General features: G+C 67.0%; 17 protein-coding genes. 9 read left to right on the top strand and 8 right to left on the bottom strand.

The window, feature by feature from the left end; genetic code table 11:
• Positions 1 to 118: 118 nt before the first annotated feature.
• Complete coding sequence (locus RBT54_RS11735; protein WP_320367247.1) at positions 119 to 811, top strand: nitroreductase; 693 nt, start codon at positions 119 to 121, stop codon at positions 809 to 811.
• Positions 812 to 817: 6 nt separating this feature from the next.
• Here the strand turns inward: RBT54_RS11735 and RBT54_RS11730 are convergent, their stop codons facing one another.
• The 4 genes from RBT54_RS11730 to amrB are packed head-to-tail and all read right to left on the bottom strand — an operon-like array spanning position 818 to position 4,032.
• Positions 818 to 1,474: an alpha/beta hydrolase gene (locus RBT54_RS11730; protein WP_320367246.1), complete on the bottom strand. Its 657-nt coding sequence runs from the start codon at positions 1,472 to 1,474 to the stop codon at positions 818 to 820.
• Positions 1,471 to 2,658, bottom strand: a complete 1,188-nt coding sequence (amrS, locus tag RBT54_RS11725) for an AmmeMemoRadiSam system radical SAM enzyme (RefSeq protein WP_320367245.1) — start codon at positions 2,656 to 2,658, stop codon at positions 1,471 to 1,473. The genes RBT54_RS11730 and amrS overlap by 4 nt, the downstream gene beginning before the upstream one ends.
• Positions 2,655 to 3,221 carry an AmmeMemoRadiSam system protein A gene (gene amrA / locus RBT54_RS11720; protein ID WP_320367244.1) on the bottom strand — a complete coding sequence of 189 codons (567 nt, stop codon included), beginning with the start codon at positions 3,219 to 3,221 and terminating at the stop codon, positions 2,655 to 2,657. Before amrA ends, amrS begins: the two co-directional genes overlap by 4 nt.
• Complete coding sequence (gene amrB, locus RBT54_RS11715) at positions 3,208 to 4,032, bottom strand: AmmeMemoRadiSam system protein B (protein ID WP_320367243.1); 825 nt, start codon at positions 4,030 to 4,032, stop codon at positions 3,208 to 3,210. Before amrB ends, amrA begins: the two co-directional genes overlap by 14 nt.
• A 164-nt stretch (positions 4,033 to 4,196) precedes the next feature.
• Here amrB and ispD point away from each other — a divergent pair, with 164 nt between their 5' ends.
• The 3 genes from ispD to thpR are packed head-to-tail and all read left to right on the top strand — an operon-like array spanning position 4,197 to position 5,952.
• Positions 4,197 to 4,907, top strand: a complete 711-nt coding sequence (gene ispD, locus RBT54_RS11710; protein ID WP_320367242.1) for a 2-C-methyl-D-erythritol 4-phosphate cytidylyltransferase — start codon at positions 4,197 to 4,199, stop codon at positions 4,905 to 4,907.
• The gene (ispF, locus tag RBT54_RS11705; protein WP_320367241.1) at positions 4,904 to 5,392 is read left to right on the top strand and encodes a 2-C-methyl-D-erythritol 2,4-cyclodiphosphate synthase; all 489 of its coding nucleotides are present in this window, start codon (positions 4,904 to 4,906) and stop codon (positions 5,390 to 5,392) included. The genes ispD and ispF overlap by 4 nt, the downstream gene beginning before the upstream one ends.
• On the top strand, positions 5,389 to 5,952 hold the full coding sequence (thpR, locus tag RBT54_RS11700) for an RNA 2',3'-cyclic phosphodiesterase (protein WP_320367240.1): 564 nt from the start codon (positions 5,389 to 5,391) through the stop codon (positions 5,950 to 5,952). The genes ispF and thpR overlap by 4 nt, the downstream gene beginning before the upstream one ends.
• A gap of 265 nt (positions 5,953 to 6,217) precedes the next feature.
• Here thpR and RBT54_RS11695 read toward each other — a convergent pair whose 3' ends face one another.
• The 3 genes from RBT54_RS11695 to RBT54_RS11685 all read right to left on the bottom strand — a co-directional run bounded on the left by RBT54_RS11695 (position 6,218) and on the right by RBT54_RS11685 (position 8,144).
• A complete protein-coding gene (locus RBT54_RS11695; RefSeq protein WP_320367239.1) occupies positions 6,218 to 6,658 on the bottom strand; it encodes a host attachment protein in 441 nt (146 codons plus the stop codon).
• Positions 6,659 to 6,874: 216 nt separating this feature from the next.
• The gene (locus tag RBT54_RS11690) at positions 6,875 to 7,339 is read right to left on the bottom strand and encodes a flavodoxin family protein (RefSeq protein ID WP_320367238.1); all 465 of its coding nucleotides are present in this window, start codon (positions 7,337 to 7,339) and stop codon (positions 6,875 to 6,877) included.
• Between the two features lie 22 nt (positions 7,340 to 7,361).
• Entirely contained in the window at positions 7,362 to 8,144 is a 783-nt protein-coding gene (locus RBT54_RS11685) for a M90 family metallopeptidase (protein WP_320367277.1), read from the bottom strand.
• 178 nt (positions 8,145 to 8,322) lie between these two features.
• On the opposite strand from RBT54_RS11685, the gene RBT54_RS11680 reads away from it, so the two are divergent.
• Positions 8,323 to 10,527: a bifunctional (p)ppGpp synthetase/guanosine-3',5'-bis(diphosphate) 3'-pyrophosphohydrolase gene (locus RBT54_RS11680; protein WP_320367237.1), complete on the top strand. Its 2,205-nt coding sequence runs from the start codon at positions 8,323 to 8,325 to the stop codon at positions 10,525 to 10,527.
• A 105-nt stretch (positions 10,528 to 10,632) separates the two neighbouring features.
• On the opposite strand, the gene ppk1 is transcribed toward RBT54_RS11680, so the two are convergent.
• A complete protein-coding gene (gene ppk1 / locus RBT54_RS11675) occupies positions 10,633 to 12,714 on the bottom strand; it encodes a polyphosphate kinase 1 (RefSeq protein ID WP_320367236.1) in 2,082 nt (693 codons plus the stop codon).
• 186 nt (positions 12,715 to 12,900) lie between these two features.
• Between ppk1 and ppx the strand changes: the two genes are divergently transcribed.
• Genes ppx through RBT54_RS11655 form a run of 4 tightly spaced genes read left to right on the top strand, consistent with a single transcriptional unit; the run spans position 12,901 to position 17,266 of the window.
• A complete protein-coding gene (ppx, locus tag RBT54_RS11670) occupies positions 12,901 to 14,403 on the top strand; it encodes an exopolyphosphatase (protein ID WP_320367235.1) in 1,503 nt (500 codons plus the stop codon).
• Between the two features lie 42 nt (positions 14,404 to 14,445).
• Complete coding sequence (locus RBT54_RS11665; RefSeq protein WP_320367276.1) at positions 14,446 to 15,537, top strand: ABC transporter permease; 1,092 nt, start codon at positions 14,446 to 14,448, stop codon at positions 15,535 to 15,537.
• Positions 15,538 to 15,546: 9 nt separating this feature from the next.
• Positions 15,547 to 16,323 carry an ABC transporter ATP-binding protein gene (locus tag RBT54_RS11660; protein WP_320367234.1) on the top strand — a complete coding sequence of 259 codons (777 nt, stop codon included), beginning with the start codon at positions 15,547 to 15,549 and terminating at the stop codon, positions 16,321 to 16,323.
• A 1-nt stretch (position 16,324) separates the two neighbouring features.
• Positions 16,325 to 17,266 carry an MlaD family protein gene (locus RBT54_RS11655; RefSeq protein ID WP_320367233.1) on the top strand — a complete coding sequence of 314 codons (942 nt, stop codon included), beginning with the start codon at positions 16,325 to 16,327 and terminating at the stop codon, positions 17,264 to 17,266.
• The last annotated feature ends 41 nt before the right edge of the window (positions 17,267 to 17,307 follow it).

The following is a 17,307-nucleotide window of genomic DNA, read 5'->3' as shown; positions in this document are numbered from 1 at the left end:
GGGCCGGTCCGGTAGCTGCGCGTTGCTTACGTTGACGTGAACGGAACCATGAACGCACCATCACCCCGGAGCTGCGCATGCAGGTCTGCCAACGCTTACCCAAGGAGCGCCTGAACCCATGAAGAACCCCCAGCAGTCTGCCGTCGATGAAGTGATCACGAGCCGCTATTCCTGCCGCGCCTTTGTGCCGGACCCGGTGCCGCGCGAGACGATTGCCGAGATCCTCGAGGTCGCCGCGCGCGCGCCCTCGGGCACCAACATCCAGCCCTGGAAGGCCTGGGTGCTGACCGGCGAGACCAAGGCACGCGTCAGCGAGCGCCTGCTCGCGGCCTTCGACGATCCCGAAGAGGCGGCGACGCATTCAGACCCCTGGCAGTACTACCCCAAGCAGTGGGTGTCGCCCTACATCGACCGCCGGCGCAAGGTCGGCATGCAGCTCTATGGCCTGCTAGGCATCCAGAAGGGCGACGCGAAGCGCATGCACGAACAGTTCGCGCGCAACTACAAGTTCTTCGATGCGCCAGTCGGGCTGATCTTTACCGTGGACCGGCTCATGGAGCAGGGATCGTGGCTCGATTACGGCATGTTCCTGCAGAACGTGATGCTCGCCGCCAAGGCGCGCGGGCTGGACACCTGCCCGCAGGCGGCGCTGATCCAGTTCCATCGGCTGATCCGCCAGGAGGTCGGGATTCCGGAAAGCGAGACCTTGATCTGCGGGATGTCGCTCGGTCATGCCGACCCGGAAGCCGCGGAGAACGCGCTCAGGACCGAGCGCGCGCCGTTGGAGGAGTGGGTTGCCTTTCGCGACTAAGCGCGTTCACGCCTGCGGCGTGCCCTGCACCTGCCGCAGGTGCTGGCGCAGCCAGGTGGTGGCGGCGCGCGCGGCGAGCTGTTCGAGTTCGCGCGCGTCCTCGGTTGCAGCAAGCGCAAGCCAGTGGTGCCCGCCTTTCATGAGCGGATAGGCGCGATCGAGGATGGCCGCTTCGGCGGTGCCCGGTGTGACGATCAGGCGCACCGGTGTGCGCACCGCACGCAGGGGCTCGGCCCCGGCCAAGTCTGCGCGACCGCCGAGACAGGCGATGGCGATAAACTGGTCCGGCGCCCGCACAGCGGCGCGGATGGCCGCAGCGCAACCGGTATCGCTGACGACCAGGGCAAGCGGCAGTCCGGCCAGCGGCGGCTGATGCGCTGTCCATTCGGCCGCAGCGAGAATGCGCTCGGTGAGGCGCGGGATGTTGTACGAGGCGTCGGGGTCGCGCTGGACTTCCTGGCGGGTCAGCAGATCGACCGTCATGGTCGCGAAGCCTGCAGCCTGCAAGGTCAGCTCGACCGGGCGGGCCGGCTGCTCGAGCGCAGGGTGGCCATGGGAGCGAAGGCACAGCGCCAGCGCGCGGACGTCGGGCGCGTGCGCCAGCATGCCGTCGAGCCACACGCCGTTGGCGGGAATGCTGAGTTGGGTGTGACGCAATTTCACGAAAGCGGTCCGCGGCCAGAGGAATGGCGGTGGATGTTAACCGGAATCCTGCGCGCGCCGAAGGCATCGTTTACGGCTGCACCCACCGCACCGAAGCGCCCGGCCAGGCGCTGGCCGCAGTGCGGGCAGGCGCCCTCGGGCGTGAGCCGGTAGCTGCGGATCTCGTACCAGTCGCGCACGATCAGCGACTCGCCGCAGCGGGCGCAATGGGTGGTGTCGCCTTCTGCGTCATGCACGTTGCCGGTGTAGACATGCTTGAGGCCGGCATCGAGCGCGATGCGGCGGGCGCGCGCGAGGGTGGCGGGCGGCGTGGGCGGGATGTCGGCCATTTTGAAGTCGGGGTGGAAGGCGCTGAAGTGGAGCGGAACGTCCGCTCCCAACTCCTTGCACACCCAGTTCGACAGCGCGGTGATTTCCGCATCCGAGTCGTTCTGGCCGGGGATGAGCAGCGTGGTGAGCTCCACCCACACATCGGTTTCGTGCTTGAGCCACACCAGGGTGTCGAGCACCGGCTGGAGGTGGGCGCCGCACAGCTTGACGTAGAAGTCGTCGGTAAAACCCTTGAGGTCGACGTTGGCCGCGTCCATGCGCGAGAAGAAGTCTTCGCGCGCGCACTCGCTGATGTAGCCGGCGGTGACGGCAACGGTCTTGAGCCCCTGCGCGTGGCAGGCATCGGCCACGTCCATCGCGTACTCGGCGAAGATCACCGGGTCGTTGTAGGTGAAGGCGACGCTGTGGCAGCCCCCGTGCAGCGCGGTGGCGACGATCTCCTGCGCCGAGGCCTGGTCCATCAGCGTGTCCATGTCGCGCGACTTGGAGATGTCCCAGTTCTGGCAGAACTTGCACGCCAGGTTGCAGCCCGCGGTGCCGAAGGAGAACACCTTGCTCCCCGGGTAGAAGTGGTTGAGCGGCTTCTTCTCGATCGGGTCGATGCAGAAGCCGGAGCTGCGGCCGTAGGTGGTGAGCAGCATCTCGTCGCCGGCACGCATGCGCACGAAGCAGGCGCCGCGCTGGCCCTCGTGCAGCTTGCACAGGCGCGGACACAGGTCGCACTGGAAGCGGCCGTCGTCCAGGCGGTGCCAGTAGCGAGCGGGAAAATGACTACCAACGTCGGGGCTGCCAACGTCGGGGCCACCAGGGTCTGGGCCGCCGATATCGCTGGCGGACTCGGGCGCGGTGTTCATGAGGCCTCCTGTGCGGTCTCCTTCCATTTCTGCACGTGGTAGCGCGCGGCCATCAGTCCGGCCACCTCGCGGTGGGTCGGCAGGCCGGCCTTGTGCTTGAGCGCCGCAAGGAATTGATGCGGCTCGGGCAGTTGCTCCCACACCTGCGGCAGGAACGTGGCGCTGCGACAACCGGAGAAGATGATCAGGCCGTCTTCACCCGGGCGCAGCTGGGCGAGGAGAGCCTCTTCGTCAGCGAACTCGAGGAACTCTGGTTCGGACAGCAGCGAAACCTCGACCGTGATCGCATCGAGCTCGTCGGCCTCGAGCGGTGCAAAGCGCGGGTCGTCCATTGCCGCCGCGATGGCATTCGCGAGCACGTCTTCGCCGAGTTTGCGCGAGCGCCGCAGGCTGCCGATGCAGCCGCGCAGGTCGCCGTCCTTGGTCAGGGTGACGAAGGTCGCGCCTTTCTCGTGCAGGCGCGGATCGGCGGGCACGACCGGCGCGGGGGCGCAGCCGAGGCGGTGCGCAATGGCCTGGCGGGCGAGAGCGAGCAGGGTGGGGCCGAGATCAGTGTCGGGCATGGCTTGGGGTTTCCGCTTCACAGAAGGCGATGCTGGTGTAGCCGACGACCTGCGAGCGGTCGCCCGCCGTGTCTCCGGAGTTGCGCAGGTCGAGCAGGTGCGCGCGCAGGTGGTGCTTGCGCGCGGCGATCAGCAGGCCGTTGATCGGCGTGGCGCCGCAGGCCTGCTCGTGGTCTAGGCCGGCTTGCAGTTCGAGCACCTGCTCCACCGCCGCACGATCGGACCACTGCGCCTCGCGGTAGCTGAGGTAGTGCGACAGGTCCGAGCTGATCAGGATCAAGGTCTCGGGGCCGCCCCAGAGCTGCTCGATGACGCTGGCGACGTCCTGGGCCGGCGCGTCGCCGACGAGCAGGGGCACGATCTCGAAGCGCTCGAGGATCATCTGCAGGAAGGGGAGCTGGACCTCGAGGCAGTGCTCGAGGGCATGCGGACGGTCGTCCACGATGACGTCGCCGCGCGCCTGCAGGGCCATCCAGTCGGCGCGCGAGACCGGTACGTCGCCCAGCGGCGTGGCGAACACCTGCGCTGCGGGCAAGGCGAGACCGCGAATCGCGACGCGGTGAGTCGGGCCGAGCATGACGACGCGCCGAATCGTCTGGCGCAGCGGCGCAAGCAGCGCATAGGCGCTGGCGGCCACCGGGCCGGAATACATGTAGCCGGCGTGCGGCACGATGATCGCCTTGGGCGTCGGTGCGGCCTCGAGTGCGACCGCGGTGCTCAACATCTCAGCGAGCTGCGTGCGCAGGACGCGCTCGTCGCCTGGATAGAACTGACCGGCCACGGCCGGCGGACGGATCGAAGCAAGAGCCATTTACGTGTCCCGGGAAGTGGGTCGTCTGACGCGGGAAGACACCCCATTATAGGCTCCCGATCCGACCATGCAGGCGTGAGCCGGCGCGCCGGTTCGGGTGCGTGGGATCGGGCGCGTGGGCGGGCTTGCTCGCGAAAACGGTGCGCGCGGATAGAATGCCGCCCATGCAGAACTTACAGCCCCGCCATTTTGCGATCGTGCCCGCTGCCGGCAGCGGCTCGCGCATGGGCGCCGCGCGCCCCAAGCAGTATCTGCCGCTGCTCGGGCGGCCGCTGATCCACCATGCTCTGGCGGTGCTGTGCGCCGCACCCGAGATCGACCAGGTCTTCGTCGTGCTGTCGGTGGACGATGCGCAGTGGTCGCGTCACGACTGGTCGATGCTCGGCCCCAAGCTGCGTCCGCTGTTCTGCGGTGGCGCGACGCGGGCGGACAGCGTGCTCGGCGGCCTGCGCGCGATCGCCGGCGAGGCTGTGCAGAGCGACTGGGTGCTGGTGCACGATGCCGCGCGCCCGTGCCTTGCGCCCTGGCATGTCGAGAAGCTGGTGCGCGAACTTGCCCATGAGGAGGTCGGCGGCCTGCTCGCGGTGCCGGTGGCCGACACGCTAAAGCGCGCGGACGAACGCCATCACGTGCTCGAGACCGTGCCGCGCGACAGCCTGTGGCAGGCGCAGACCCCGCAGATGTTCCGTTACGTGATGCTGCGGCGCGCGCTCGAGCACGCCAAGGACGTCACCGACGAAGCCAGCGCAATCGAGGCGGCCGGCCTGCGTCCGCGCCTGGTGCAGGGCGACGCGACCAACCTCAAGGTCACCTATCCGCTCGATCTGCATCTGGCGGAGTGGATTCTTCAACATCGGCAGGGACAAAACAGATGAACTTCCCGTTCCGTATCGGCCAGGGCTTCGACGTGCATGCGCTGGTTCCGGGGCGTGCGCTGATCGTGGGCGGCGTGTGCATTCCCTTCGAGCAGGGACTCCTCGGTCATTCCGACGCCGATGTCCTGCTTCATGCCCTCACTGATGCATTGCTTGGTGCGGCAGGGCTGGGCGACATCGGGCGCCTGTTTCCGGATACCGATCCGGCCCATGCCGGCGCCGACAGCCGTGTGCTTCTGCGCGAGGCCTTCGCCCGCGTGCGCGCGGCGGGCTGGCAGGTGGTGAACATCGACGCCACGGTGATCTGCAAGGCGCCGCGCGTGTTGCCCCATGCGCCGGCGATGGTGCGGAACATTGCCGCCGATCTGGCGATGGATCCGGGCGCGATCAACATCAAGGGCAAGACCACCGAGAAGCTCGGCTTTACCGGGCGTGGCGAGGGCATCGCCGCGCAGGTGGTGGCATTGCTTGCCCGCGAGGCATGAGCGAGCACTCGCCGGCGGCGGTGATGCCGGCGCGGGTGCGCGTCTTCTTCGCCCTGTGGCCAGGTGCTGCCACGGCGGCTGCGCTACATGCACGGGCGCGCGCCCTGCATGCGCAGTGCGGCGGACGGGTGATGCGGCGCGACACGATTCATCTGACGCTGGCCTTTCTCGGCGACGTGGCGATGCCGAGGCTGGCTGCGCTCGAGACCGTGGCGCAGTCGGTGCGGGGCGAACGCTTCATCCTCGAGCTCGACCGGGTGGGGAGCTGGCGCGGCAATCGGATCCTGTGGGCCGGGAGCGCGAACGTTCCCGCCGCGCTTCCAGCCCTGGCGGAGAAACTTGGCGCGAGCTTGCATGCAGCAGGCTTCGAGCTGGAGGCGCGTGCATTCAATCCGCACGTGACGCTCGTCCGCAATGCCGTGCGTTCGCCCCCGCGCGGCGAGATGCCGGGCTTGCGCTGGCCGGTGGCGAGCTTCGTGCTGGTGGCGTCGGAGCGCGATGAGGGCGGAGCGCACTACCGTGTGCTCGGGCGCTGGCCGCTGGATGATGGCGGGGATTGAGGGGGGTTGGGGCGGTGGGTGCGCCTGCCCCTTTGATGGGCCATCCTGAAAAGGGTACGGGGCGCACAGCGCCCCGTTTTTTTGGGGCTGCCTTCCGGCGCCCCGGTCTCGCGAGTGGAGACAATATGGTCAGTCTGGTGTTGCCTTCAGCAGGTAGGGTGAATCCTGTACGCCAAGCTCAAACACGTCCTCCTTTGCGTCTGGCTCATTAGCCGTCGGCGAGTGACAGAACAGTCTCGAAGCATCTGCGGAAGGTCCTCCTTCATCAGAGAAAGATCGTCGAACCCAGCCTTTCGCCGAGTTCGTCTTCGGATGTCTTGGTGTAGTCCTTTTCGAAACGATCGGTGATCAATTGTGCCGTCGGGCCGTCGATGACTGCATTGAGCAGGCCCATGAAGGCGGGCGGTGCGACCAGGATGGCGCGCTTGAACGCATTGGTAGTGCGACCCTGGTAGAGCGCCTGGGCGATTTCCTGTGCAAAGACTTTGGCTTCGTGCTGCTTGGGCAGGGTCTGCGGCTGCATCGACCCGCCACCCGATCCGGCCGCCCCCATGGCGCCCGAACGGTCGGAGACGAGCTCGCCGTTTTTCTGTCTGCTTTCGGGGTGGATCAGTTCCTTCACCAGCGTCAGCCCCTTGTTGGGGCCGAGGTTTGCGTAAAGCTTGGCGAGGCTGGCGTTGGCAACCAGAATCCAGGTAATGGCCATATGGCACCCTCCGTTGCGAGTTGAATCGTGGGGCCCGCCGGGGCAGACCCGATGCGTTCGAGCGACAGAAGCACTTGCAGCTTAGGCTACGCCGGTATGGTCTGCCAATCACGTTTGTTTCCATTGTGTGAAATCAAGTTGCGCAAAATGGAAGCGCTGCGCGCAAAGCCAGCCGGGGCAAGGGGTGTCACCGTGGCCGCCCGCGGGACAGTTTTTTCAGAACACCCCCATCGCCAGCCCGGCCGCGAGGGCCTCCCCAAGTTCTTCGGCGCGGATGAGATCCTCCGGGGTGATTTCCTTACGCACGATGAGCGCCTCGGACACGACCTTCCAGCCATAGCCGTTGGCGATGCGCCCGATCTCGCGCACCGCGCCGGTGCCGTCGTTGCCCGCGCTCACGAATACCGCGTAGGGCAGGCCGGTGAGCTTGCCCTCGCAAGGGTAGTAGGTACGGTCGAAGAAGTCCTTGAGCGCACCCGACATGTAGCCGAAGTTCTCGGGTGTACCCAGCAGCAGGCCGTGGCAGGCGAGCAGATCCTCGGTGCCGGCGTCGAAGGCGCGCTTCATCACCGTATCGACCTCGCAGACGCGGCGCGCACCGGTAAGCACCGCGTCTGCGAGCCGTCCGGTGTTGCCGCTCTGGGTGTGGAAGACGATCAGCAGGCGCTTGCGCTCGCTCATGAGGGCGCTCCAGCAGGTGGGTTCAGGGGCGGCCAGCAGTGGGGGCGATTGGTAACCGGGTGGCCGGATCCAGGCCGTAGAACAAACATAGCTGCGCATAGACCGCCGGGAAGCGCCGCTTGAGCACGTGGGGCGTTTCGAAGAAGGCCTCGGAGACCACGGCGAAGAACTCCCCCGGATGCTCGGCGCCGTAGGGATCGATCTCGGTGTCCGCGCCGCGATCGACTTCGGCGCAAAAGTCTTCGTAGGCCTGCGCGAAGGCCTCGGCCCAGGCTTGGCGGGACATCCCCGGGCGCAGGCGCGGCAAGCCGTCGACGCCGCCGTTCTCCATGTCGAGCTTGTGCGCGAACTCGTGGATCACCACATTCACCCCCGGCGGGCCGTCCTCGTGGCCGAACCAGGCGATCAGAACCGGCCCGCCTTCCCAGGCCTCGCCGAGCACCTCGTCGTCGTATTCGTGCAGCACCCCGGCCTCATCCACCGTGCGTCGCGGAACGACGAAATCGCCCGGGTACACGACGACCCCGACCCAGCCGTCGTAGGCCTGCAATCCGATGTGGAGAACCGGCAGGCAGGCCTGCAAGGCGATGGCCAGCAGCATGTCGTCGTCAAGCTGCAGGCCCTGCGCACCGTGGAACTCCTTGCGACGCAGGAACTCCAGCGCCATCTCGCGCAGCCGCACGCGCTCGGCGGCCGGCAGGTAGTCGAGGAAGGGCAGGCCGCGCTCGACCCGCTGCCACTGTGCCGCAGGCACGTCGGCGTGGGGTGGGGCAATGCCCAGGAGTCGGCGCACGAGACCAAGCATGAGGTGGGGGTTGTTGAGTCGAGGAAAGGTGCCGGCGGGCTGCAGCGTACCCGGGGGCTGACGCAACGGATGATCGCACAGGACGCGGTGAGCAGACGACGCCGAGCGCCAACGTCTCCATGGCGGGCGTGACGCAAGGCTACGTCGTCGCGTTGCGTGATGTGGGATAATCGCGACCATGGTTTCCGTCACTCATGCCATCTCCCAGGGCGACACCGCGCCCCCCATCGACATGCTCGCGGCCGGGCTCGAGCCGCAGGAGCGTGCGCGCATCGAGCAGGCGCTCGACTGGATCGCCGACCTCTACGAAGGCAAGGTCCTCGGCACCGGCGAGCCGATGTGGACGCATGCGCTCGGTGCCGCGCTGATCGCCGCCTCCTTGCGTCTCGATGCCGAAACCCGGCTTGCTGCGCTGCTGTTCGCCGCCTGGGAAGAACTCGACGACCCCGGCGAAGAGATCGGCGCCCGCTTCGGCTCGGCGGTCGCGGGGTTGGTGCGCGGCCTGCACAAGCTCAACGGCCTGCGTGTGCTCACCCGCCTCGCCACGACGACCTCTGCACCCGAGATTCGGGCGCAGACCGAAGTGCTGCGCAAGATGCTGCTGGCGATGGTCGAGGACATCCGTGTCGTGCTGGTGCGGCTCGCCTCGCGCACCCAGACCTTGCGCTATTACACCGACCTCCCGGGCGATGCGCGGGTCGACGTTGCGCGCGAGAGCCTGGACATCTACGCGCCGCTCGCCAACCGGCTCGGCGTGTGGCAGATCAAGTGGGAACTCGAGGACCTGTCGTTCCGCTTCATCGAGCCGGAGACGTACAAGCGCATCGCGAAGATGCTGGATGAGCGCCGGGTGGAGCGCGAGCAGTTCATCCACGATTCCATCGAGCGCCTGAAGAACGAGCTCGCCGCAATGGGTATCCAGGCCGAGATCACGGGGCGGGCCAAGCACATCTACAGCATCTACAACAAGATGCGCAAGAAGCGGCTCGACTTCTCGCAGGTGTACGACATCCGCGCGCTGCGCGTGCTCGTGCCCGAGATCAAGGACTGCTACACGGTGCTCGGCATGGTGCACCAGATGTGGCAGCCGATCGCGCAGGAGTTCGACGATTACATCACCAAGCCCAAGGGCAACAACTACCAGTCGCTGCATACCGCCGTGCTGGCGGGCGATGGTCGGGCGCTCGAGGTGCAGATCCGCACCTTCGACATGCACAAGCACGCCGAGCTCGGCGTGGCGGCGCACTGGCGCTACAAGGAAGGCGCTCAGCAGGGTGGCGACTACGACGAGAAGATCGCCCTGCTGCGCAACCTGCTGTCGTGGCGCGACGAAGTCACCGACTCGGCGCACTGGATGGAGCAGTTCAAGCGCGCCTCGCTCGACGACACGCTCTATGTGCTGACGCCGCAGGGCAAGGTCGTGGATCTGCCGCGCGGCGCCACACCGGTGGATTTTGCATATCGCCTGCACACCGACGTCGGCCACCATTGCCGCGGCGCGAAGGTTGACGGCCATCTGGTGCCGCTCAACACGCAGCTCGAAAGCGGGCAGACCGTCGAGATCGTCGCTGCCAAGGAGGGTGGCCCGTCGCGCGACTGGCTGGACGCGCGCCAGGGCTATGTGGCCACCTCGCGCGCGCGCACGAAGATCAAGCAATATTTCGCGCAGCTCGACGAAGAGGAGCTGCTCAACCGTGGACGCAGTTTCGTCACCAAGGAAATGCAGCGCGATGGCCACGGGCAGGCCAACATCGACGGCCTGGCCGAGCGCCTGGGCTTCAAGAACGCTGAAGCGCTCTACCTTGCTGCCGGCCGTGGCGAGGTCGGCCCGCGTGCCATGCAGACCGCCTTGCGCGAAGGCAGTGCGCCCGAGCCGGCGGCCGAGGCAGAGCCGGAGTTCGTGGTCAGTCGCAGCCGTTCGGGCGACAATCAGGACAAGATCCTGATCGTCGGGGTGGGCAAGCTCATGACCTCGCTGTCGCGCTGTTGCAAGCCGGCACCGCCCGATGCGATCGAGGGCTTCGTCACCCGGGGGCGCGGGATCTCGATCCACCGTGTCGATTGCGCCGACTTCCAGGACCTTGTGCGCAAGTTCCCCGAGCGCGTGATCCCTGCGGAGTGGGGCGAGAAGGCGCACGACAAGCGCAGCGCGCTCTACCAGGTGGACATCAGCGTGCAGGCAGCCGACCGTCAGGGGCTGCTGCGGGACATCTCCGAGGTGCTGTCGCGGGAGAAGCTCAACGTGATCGCGGTGAACACCCTGACCAAGAAGGGTACCGCCTACATGCGCTTCACGATGGAGGTCAATGGTATCAAGCAGGTGCAGCGCGCGATCACGCTGATCCGCGAGGTCTCGGGGGTCATCGACGCCCAGCGCAAGTAGGACGGCTCCCAGGCCATCACAGGTCCTCGTGGGAGCGGGCTTGCCCGCGAATGGGCGCCACCACAGTCTCATTCGCGGGCGAGCCCGCTCCCACGGGCGGGTCCCTCAACTGCTCGCCGCGAGCTCCTTGAGCAGTATCAGTTGCGCCGCGCGCCGGATGCTGCGCGCGTGCTTGCGCCGGTATTTGCCGTCGGGCTGCATGTCCCAGGCCTGGCAGTTGTCGCCGAGGTAGGGACGCAGGCCTTCCTTCATCACCCGGCGCTTGAGGCGCGGGTCGAGCACCGGAAAGGCGATCTCGATGCGGCGGAAGAAGTTGCGGTCCATCCAGTCCGCGCTCGACAGGTACATCTGGTCTTCGCCGTCGGCGTGAAAGTGGAAGATGCGCGTATGTTCCAGGAAGCGGCCGACCACCGAGCGCACGCGGATGTTTTCGGACAGGCCGGGCACGCCCGGACGCAGCGCGCACGGGCCGCGCACGATGAGGTCGATCTCGACCCCCGCCTGCGAGGCTTCGTAAAGCGCCTCGATGGTTTCCGGTTCGAGCAGCGCGTTCATCTTCGCGATTACGCGTGCGCGCCGACCCTCGCGTGCGATCTCCGCCTCGCGGCGAATTGCCGCCACCACGTTCGGCTGCAGGGTGAACGGTGCCTGCCACAGGTGGCGCAACTCGGTCGCCGTGCCCAGCCCGGTGAGCTGCTTGAACACCGCGGCGACGTCCTCGCCGATCTCCTTGTTGCAGGTCAGCAATCCGAAGTCGGTGTAGAAGCGCGTGGTTCGCGGGTGGTAGTTGCCGGTGCCCATATGCAGATAGCGGCGCAGGCCGTCGTCCTCGCGGCGCACGATCATCAACAGCTTGGCGTGGGTCTTGTAGCCGAACACGCCATACACCACATGCGCGCCGACCTCCTCGAGCCGGTTGGCGAGCGTGATGTTGGCTTCTTCGTCGAAGCGCGCCATCAGCTCGAGCACCACGGTGACCTCCTTGCCCTTCTGCGCGGCGCGGGCGAGGTGTTCCATCAGCACCGAGTCGGTGCCGGTGCGATACACCGTCATCTTGATCGCCAGCACCTGCGGGTCGTCCGCTGCGGCGCGCAACATCTCGATCACCGGGCCGAAGCTCTGGAACGGGTGATGGAGCAGGATGTCGCCGGCGCGGATCGCGGTGAATATCTGGCGCCGCTTGTCGAGCGCCTTGGGCAGGCCCGGGACGAAGGGCGGGTACTTGAGGTGGGGGCGTTCCACCCAGTCCGGCACCTGCATCAGCCGCACCAGGTTGACGATGCCCGGCGTGCGGTACAGGTCGTCGGGCGTAAGGTGGAAGTGCTGCAGCAGGAAGCTCGCCATCTCGTCGGAGCAGTTGTCCGCCACTTCCAGGCGCACCGCATCGCCGAAGTGGCGCTGCTGCAGTTCCCCCTTGAGCGAGGCGCGCAGGTCCTTGACCTCCTCCTCATCGACGAACAGGTCGGAGTTGCGGGTGACACGGAACTGGTAGCAACCGAGCACGTTCATGCCGGTGAACAGCTCGCCGACGTGGGCGTGCAGGACCGAGGACAGGAAAACGAAGGCGTACTCCTGTTCGCACAGCTCGCGCGGCAGCCGGATGACGCGCGGCAACGCGCGCGGCGCCTGCACGATTGCGGCGCCGGAATCGCGGCCGAAGGCGTCGCGCCCCTCGAGCTCGACGGCAAAGTTCAGGCTCTTGTTGAGCACGCGCGGGAAAGGGTGAGCAGGGTCGAGGCCGATCGGCGTCAACACCGGCATGACCTCACGCATGAAGTAATTGTGGATCCAGGCGCGCTGGGCCTCTGTCCACAGGCTGCGGCGCGGAAAGACCACGCCCTCCTGCTCCAGCGCGGGCAGGATGTCGTCGTTGAGCAGTGCGTACTGCTCCGAGATGATTTCATGCACTTCGTCGCTGACGCGCTCGAGCAGATCGGCGGGCGCGATGCCGTCCTCGCCCGACTTGCGGCTGCCGATGCGGATCTGCTCCTTGATGCCGGAAACACGGATCTCGAAGAACTCGTCGAGGTTGCTCGACACGATGCACAGGAAGCGCAGGCGTTCGAGCAGTGGAACGGTGGGGTCTGCGGCCTGGGCCAGCACGCGGCGCTGGAACTGCAGCAGGGTCAGTTCGCGGTTGAGGAAATGTTCGGGCGGGTAGGGCAGAAGTGGGCGAGTGGTATACATGGGCAGTCCTGGGCGCGATGCGGCATGCGTGATTATGTGACACTTCCGTTGCGAGTTCATGACAACGGAGGTATTGATCGGCATGGCTCTGGCCCGCGCCGGCGTGCGCTGTCGCCTGCGACGGCCGGCTGGGTGCCGATGATAGAATCCGGGGCTTCGGCGCTCCACGCGTCAGTTTCCGAAGCCATGATGCGAGATCTGATTGCAGCGATTGATTTGGGTTCGAACAGTTTCCGACTGCAAGTCGGGCGCATCGTCAATGACCAGATCTATCCTCTGGATGGATTGAAGGAGGCTGTGCGGCTCGCCGCGGGCCTGTCGCCCGACAAGAAGCTCGACCTGGCCTCGCAACAGCGCGGGGTCGCGGCCTTGCAGCGCTTTCAGGAACGCCTGCGCGACTTCCCCGCCGGGCGTGTGCGGGCGGTGGCGACCAACACCCTGCGCGTGGCCAAGAACGCGCAGGAATTCCTGATCCGCGCCGAAGCCGCGCTCGGCATCCCGATCGAGGTCATCGCCGGACGCGAGGAGGCGCGCCTGATCTACGTCGGGGTCGCACACACGCTGCCCGATCCGCACAAGCAGCAACTCGTGGTCGATATCGGCGGCGGCTCCACCGAGTTCATCGTCGGCAAGAGCTTCGAGCCCCTGTTGCTGGAATCGCGCTACATGGGCTGCGTCGGCTTCAGCATGCGCTTCTTCCCCGACGGCCGGATCGACAAGCGCGGCATGAAGGACGCCGAACTCGCCGCCCGTCGCGAGTTGCAGACGATTTCCGCGAGCTATCGCGAGGCGGGGTGGGAAGAGGCGGTCGGCTCGAGCGGTACAGCCAAGGCGCTGCTCGAAATCCTCGAGCAGAACGGCTTTTCGCGGGGCGGGATCACCCGTGACGGTCTGGAGCAATTCAAGGCGGCGCTCCTGCGCGCCGGCAGCGTGGACGCCGTCGATCTGGCCGGGCTGAAGGGCGATCGCCTGCCGGTGATCCTGGGCGGCTTCGCGATCATGAATGCGGTGTTCAAGGAGTTCAACCTCGAGCACATGGTGTTCTCGGAGGGCGCGCTGCGGCTCGGCGTGCTCTACGACCTGCTCGGCCGCTACCACCATCACGACCTGCGCGACGCGACGGTCAGTGCCTTCATGCGGCGCTACAACGTCGACCTGCGCCAGGCGCAGCAGGTGGCCGACACCGCCTGTGCGCTGCTCGCCCAACTCGAGCCCGAGATGGCCGACCCCGAACACATCGACCATCGCTTCCTGCGCTGGGCGGCGATGCTGCACGAGATCGGCATCTCGGTGGCGCATTCGAGCTATCACAAGCACAGCGCCTACATCGTGGGCAATGCCGACATGCCGGGCTTTTCGCGCATGGATCAGGCACGACTCGCGCGGCTGGTGCTGGCGCACCGTGGCAAGCTCGAGCGCGTGGCTTCGATCGACCCCGGAAGTGTCGATTGGCTGCTCATCGCCTGCATGCGTCTGGCGGTCGTGATCCATCGCGCGCGCGATGCGCGCGGCCTGCCGCCGGTGACCATGCAGCGCGAGGGCCGCGGCTTCACCGTGACCGCGGCGCCGGGCTGGTTGCAGAAGTTGCCACTCACCGCTGCCGCGCTCGAGGAGGAGCGGCGCCAATGGCTGGGGCTGGGGCGGGCGCTCTACATCCGCGCACTGAGCTTGCGCGTGCCGACGACCTGATTCCCGATGAAACGGGGCAGCCAGGTCGGCGCGACGCTGCAGATGCTCGTGGTCGGGCACGAGGGTGTCCGCCTGCAGGGGGAGTGGACCCTGCGCGGCCTGCGTCGCAACCTGCCCGCGCTCCGTCACCAGCTTGCCGCGGCGCCGAGCGGCGCAGCATGGAGCCTGCAGGCGGTTACCCGTCTGGACAGCTTCGGGGCGACGCTGCTGTGGCGCGCCTGGGGGCGGCAGTGGCCTGATCGGCTCGAGCTGAACCCTGCGCAACGCGAGATCATCGCGCGCGTGGCGCGCAGCAGCGAGCATCCGCTGCCGGACGCGTCAGCCTTCACGCTTGCCGATGCGGTGATGGTGCTCGGTCGCGCCGCAGTTGCCTTCGCGCAGCACTTGCAGGCCTTCATCGCTCTGCTCGGCCAGTTGTTGCTGGACCTGCTGCACCTGATGCGCCATCCACGCCAGTGGCCCCTGCTCGAGATCTCGGCCAACGTCTTCAAGGTCGGTGTGAAAGCCATGCCGGTGTCGGCACTGGTGGGCTTCCTGATCGGGGTGGTGTTGTCCTATCTGTCCGCGCTGCAACTGAAGACCTTTGGAGCCGACGTCTTCATCGTCAACATCCTCGGCCTGGGCATCATCCGCGAACTCGGCCCCGTGCTGGTGTCGGTGCTTGTGGCGGGGCGCTCCGGCTCGGCGATGACCGCACAGCTCGGGGTCATGCGCGTGACCGAGGAAATCGATGCGCTGGCGGCGATGGGGGTGTCCCGATCTCTGCGTCTGGTGTTGCCCAAGGTGGTGGCGCTAACCTTGGCCATGCCGCTGCTCGTGTTGTGGACCTCTGCGATTGCGCTGCTCGGGGGGTGGGTGTCGGCCTGGGTCGAGCTCGACCTGAGCTTCGCGTTCTTCGTGCAGGCGCTTCCCGACGCCGTGCCGATCGCCAACCTTTACATCGGCCTGGCCAAGGGGGCGGTGTTCGGGCTGCTGATCGCGCTGATCGCATGCCATTTCGGGCTGCGGATCAAACCGAACACCGAGAGCCTGTCGACCAACACCACCGCGTCGGTGGTGTCTTCGATCACGGTCGTGATCCTCGTCGATGCGGTGTTCGCGATCGCGACCCGCTCCATCGGCATTCCGGGTTGAGGTGACGCGATGCAGGAGCCCGTCGTGTCCCTCGCAGGTATCTCCACCCGGTTCGGGCGCAACGTGGTGCACGAAGGGCTTGAGCTCGATATCGCTGCGGGCGAGATCGTCGCTCTGGTCGGAGGCTCGGGCAGCGGCAAGACCACGTTGCTGCGCCACATCATCGGCCTCACCCGGCCTGTCGCGGGGACGGTAAAACTGTTCGGCGAGGCGCTCGACGCTGGCAGCGTCCGCGAACGCATCGCCCGCCAGCGTCGCCTCGGCGTGCTGTTCCAGCAGGGAGCGCTGTTTTCTGCCTTCAACGTTGGTGAGAACATCGCGTTTCCGCTCAGGGAACTCGGCGTGGCGACGGATGAGGAGATCCGCGATCTGGTGGCGCTCAAACTGGCGATGGTGGAGATGGCACCCGAGCATGCGTTGCTGATGCCCGCCGAGCTTTCCGGCGGCATGGTCAAGCGCGCTGCGCTGGCGCGGGCCCTGGCACTGGAGCCGGAGTTGCTGCTGCTCGACGAGCCGACCGCCGGGCTGGATCCGGATCGCAGCGCGGCCTTCGTGCGCCTGATCCGGTCCCTGCACCACGAGCTGGGGTTGACGGTCGTGCTCGTCACCCACGATCTCGACACCCTGGCGGCGATGGCGAGCAAGGTTGCGGTGCTCGCCGATCGGCGCATCATCAGTTACGCATCGCTGGAGGACTCGCTGGAGGTCGATCATCCCTTCATTGCGCGCTTCTTCCACGGCGAACACGGACGCCGGGCGCTCGCCCGATCACAAGGAGTACGCTGACATGGAAGACCGCGCACACGCTTTCGCCGCCGGGCTGTTCGCCCTGGCGCTGGGCGCCGGCATCGTGTTTGCGCTGTGGTGGTTCTCGCAGGACCGGCAGCCGATGCGCGAAGTGGTACTCGTCGCTCGCGGCGACATCAACGGACTGGGTGAACAGTCGCGGGTGCGCTATCGGGGTCTCTCGGTCGGTACGGTGAAATCGATCCGTATCGACATGGCCAACCTGCGCAACATCCTCGTTCGTGTCCAGGTGCTGGCAGACCTGCCGCTCACCCGCGGCACGACGGCCACGCTGGGCACGCTCGGTGTCACCGGGCTCGCCTACGTCCAGCTCGACGATCGCGGAGCCGATCCCACGCCGCTCGTGGGGGAGCAAGGCGAACCGCCACGCATTGCACTCGGCCCCGGGCTGCTCGATGAGATCACCGATCGCACACTGGTCGCGCTCGAGCGCTTTGGCACTGTGGCCGAGCGGCTTGCCGCATTGTTCGACGAAGACGGCGCTGCGCGTTTCCGCAACCTGGTCACCCACCTCGAGGCGGCCGCAGCGGGCATGGATCGGAGCTTTGCCGAGGTGCCCGAAACGCTTGCGGCGGTGCGCAAGGTGTTGAGCCCGGAGAACGTTTCGCGGCTCTCGGGCCTGCTCGCCAATCTCGAGCGAACCTCGGTGGAGGCCGGACCAGCGGTCGCGGATCTGCGCCGGCTCATGCAGCGGGTGGATCAGATGGCAGTCCGTTTCGACCAGGCGGCTACGTCGACCAGTGACAGCCTGGTTGACGGCACCCTGCCGCAACTGAATGCCCTCCTGGGGGACCTCACCGCCACGTCCCGCCGCCTCGGGCGCCTGATCGACGAAGTCGAGTCGACGCCGCAGATGTTGCTGACGGGACGTGGGGCGCGCGAGCCGGGCCCGGGCGAACGCGGCTTCGCGCCTCGGCAGTGAGGCCGTAATGTCGATGGAAGACGCCACATGAAACCACCTTC

It is taken from the genome of Thauera sp. (assembly GCF_034003485.1).
GTDB lineage: Bacteria > Pseudomonadota > Gammaproteobacteria > Burkholderiales > Rhodocyclaceae > Thauera.
This window is presented reverse-complemented; position numbering and strand designations above follow the sequence as displayed.

Excerpts from the sequence above, each read along its gene's own strand:
- ppk1 (WP_320367236.1), bottom strand. The coding sequence starts at position 12,714 with ATGTATACCACTCGCCCACTTCTGCCCTACCCGCCCGAACATTTCCTC.
- RBT54_RS11665 (WP_320367276.1), top strand. The coding sequence starts at position 14,446 with ATGCTCGTGGTCGGGCACGAGGGTGTCCGCCTGCAGGGGGAGTGGACC.
- RBT54_RS11680 (WP_320367237.1), top strand. The coding sequence starts at position 8,323 with ATGGTTTCCGTCACTCATGCCATCTCCCAGGGCGACACCGCGCCCCCC.
- thpR (WP_320367240.1), top strand. The coding sequence starts at position 5,389 with ATGAGCGAGCACTCGCCGGCGGCGGTGATGCCGGCGCGGGTGCGCGTC.
- RBT54_RS11735 (WP_320367247.1), top strand. The coding sequence starts at position 119 with ATGAAGAACCCCCAGCAGTCTGCCGTCGATGAAGTGATCACGAGCCGC.
- RBT54_RS11660 (WP_320367234.1), top strand. The coding sequence starts at position 15,547 with ATGCAGGAGCCCGTCGTGTCCCTCGCAGGTATCTCCACCCGGTTCGGG.
- RBT54_RS11655 (WP_320367233.1), top strand. The coding sequence starts at position 16,325 with ATGGAAGACCGCGCACACGCTTTCGCCGCCGGGCTGTTCGCCCTGGCG.
- ispD (WP_320367242.1), top strand. The coding sequence starts at position 4,197 with ATGCAGAACTTACAGCCCCGCCATTTTGCGATCGTGCCCGCTGCCGGC.
- amrS (WP_320367245.1), bottom strand. The coding sequence starts at position 2,658 with ATGAACACCGCGCCCGAGTCCGCCAGCGATATCGGCGGCCCAGACCCT.
- RBT54_RS11695 (WP_320367239.1), bottom strand. The coding sequence starts at position 6,658 with ATGGCCATTACCTGGATTCTGGTTGCCAACGCCAGCCTCGCCAAGCTT.
- RBT54_RS11690 (WP_320367238.1), bottom strand. The coding sequence starts at position 7,339 with ATGAGCGAGCGCAAGCGCCTGCTGATCGTCTTCCACACCCAGAGCGGC.
- RBT54_RS11685 (WP_320367277.1), bottom strand. The coding sequence starts at position 8,144 with ATGCTTGGTCTCGTGCGCCGACTCCTGGGCATTGCCCCACCCCACGCC.
- ppx (WP_320367235.1), top strand. The coding sequence starts at position 12,901 with ATGATGCGAGATCTGATTGCAGCGATTGATTTGGGTTCGAACAGTTTC.
- ispF (WP_320367241.1), top strand. The coding sequence starts at position 4,904 with ATGAACTTCCCGTTCCGTATCGGCCAGGGCTTCGACGTGCATGCGCTG.
- amrB (WP_320367243.1), bottom strand. The coding sequence starts at position 4,032 with ATGGCTCTTGCTTCGATCCGTCCGCCGGCCGTGGCCGGTCAGTTCTAT.
- amrA (WP_320367244.1), bottom strand. The coding sequence starts at position 3,221 with ATGCCCGACACTGATCTCGGCCCCACCCTGCTCGCTCTCGCCCGCCAG.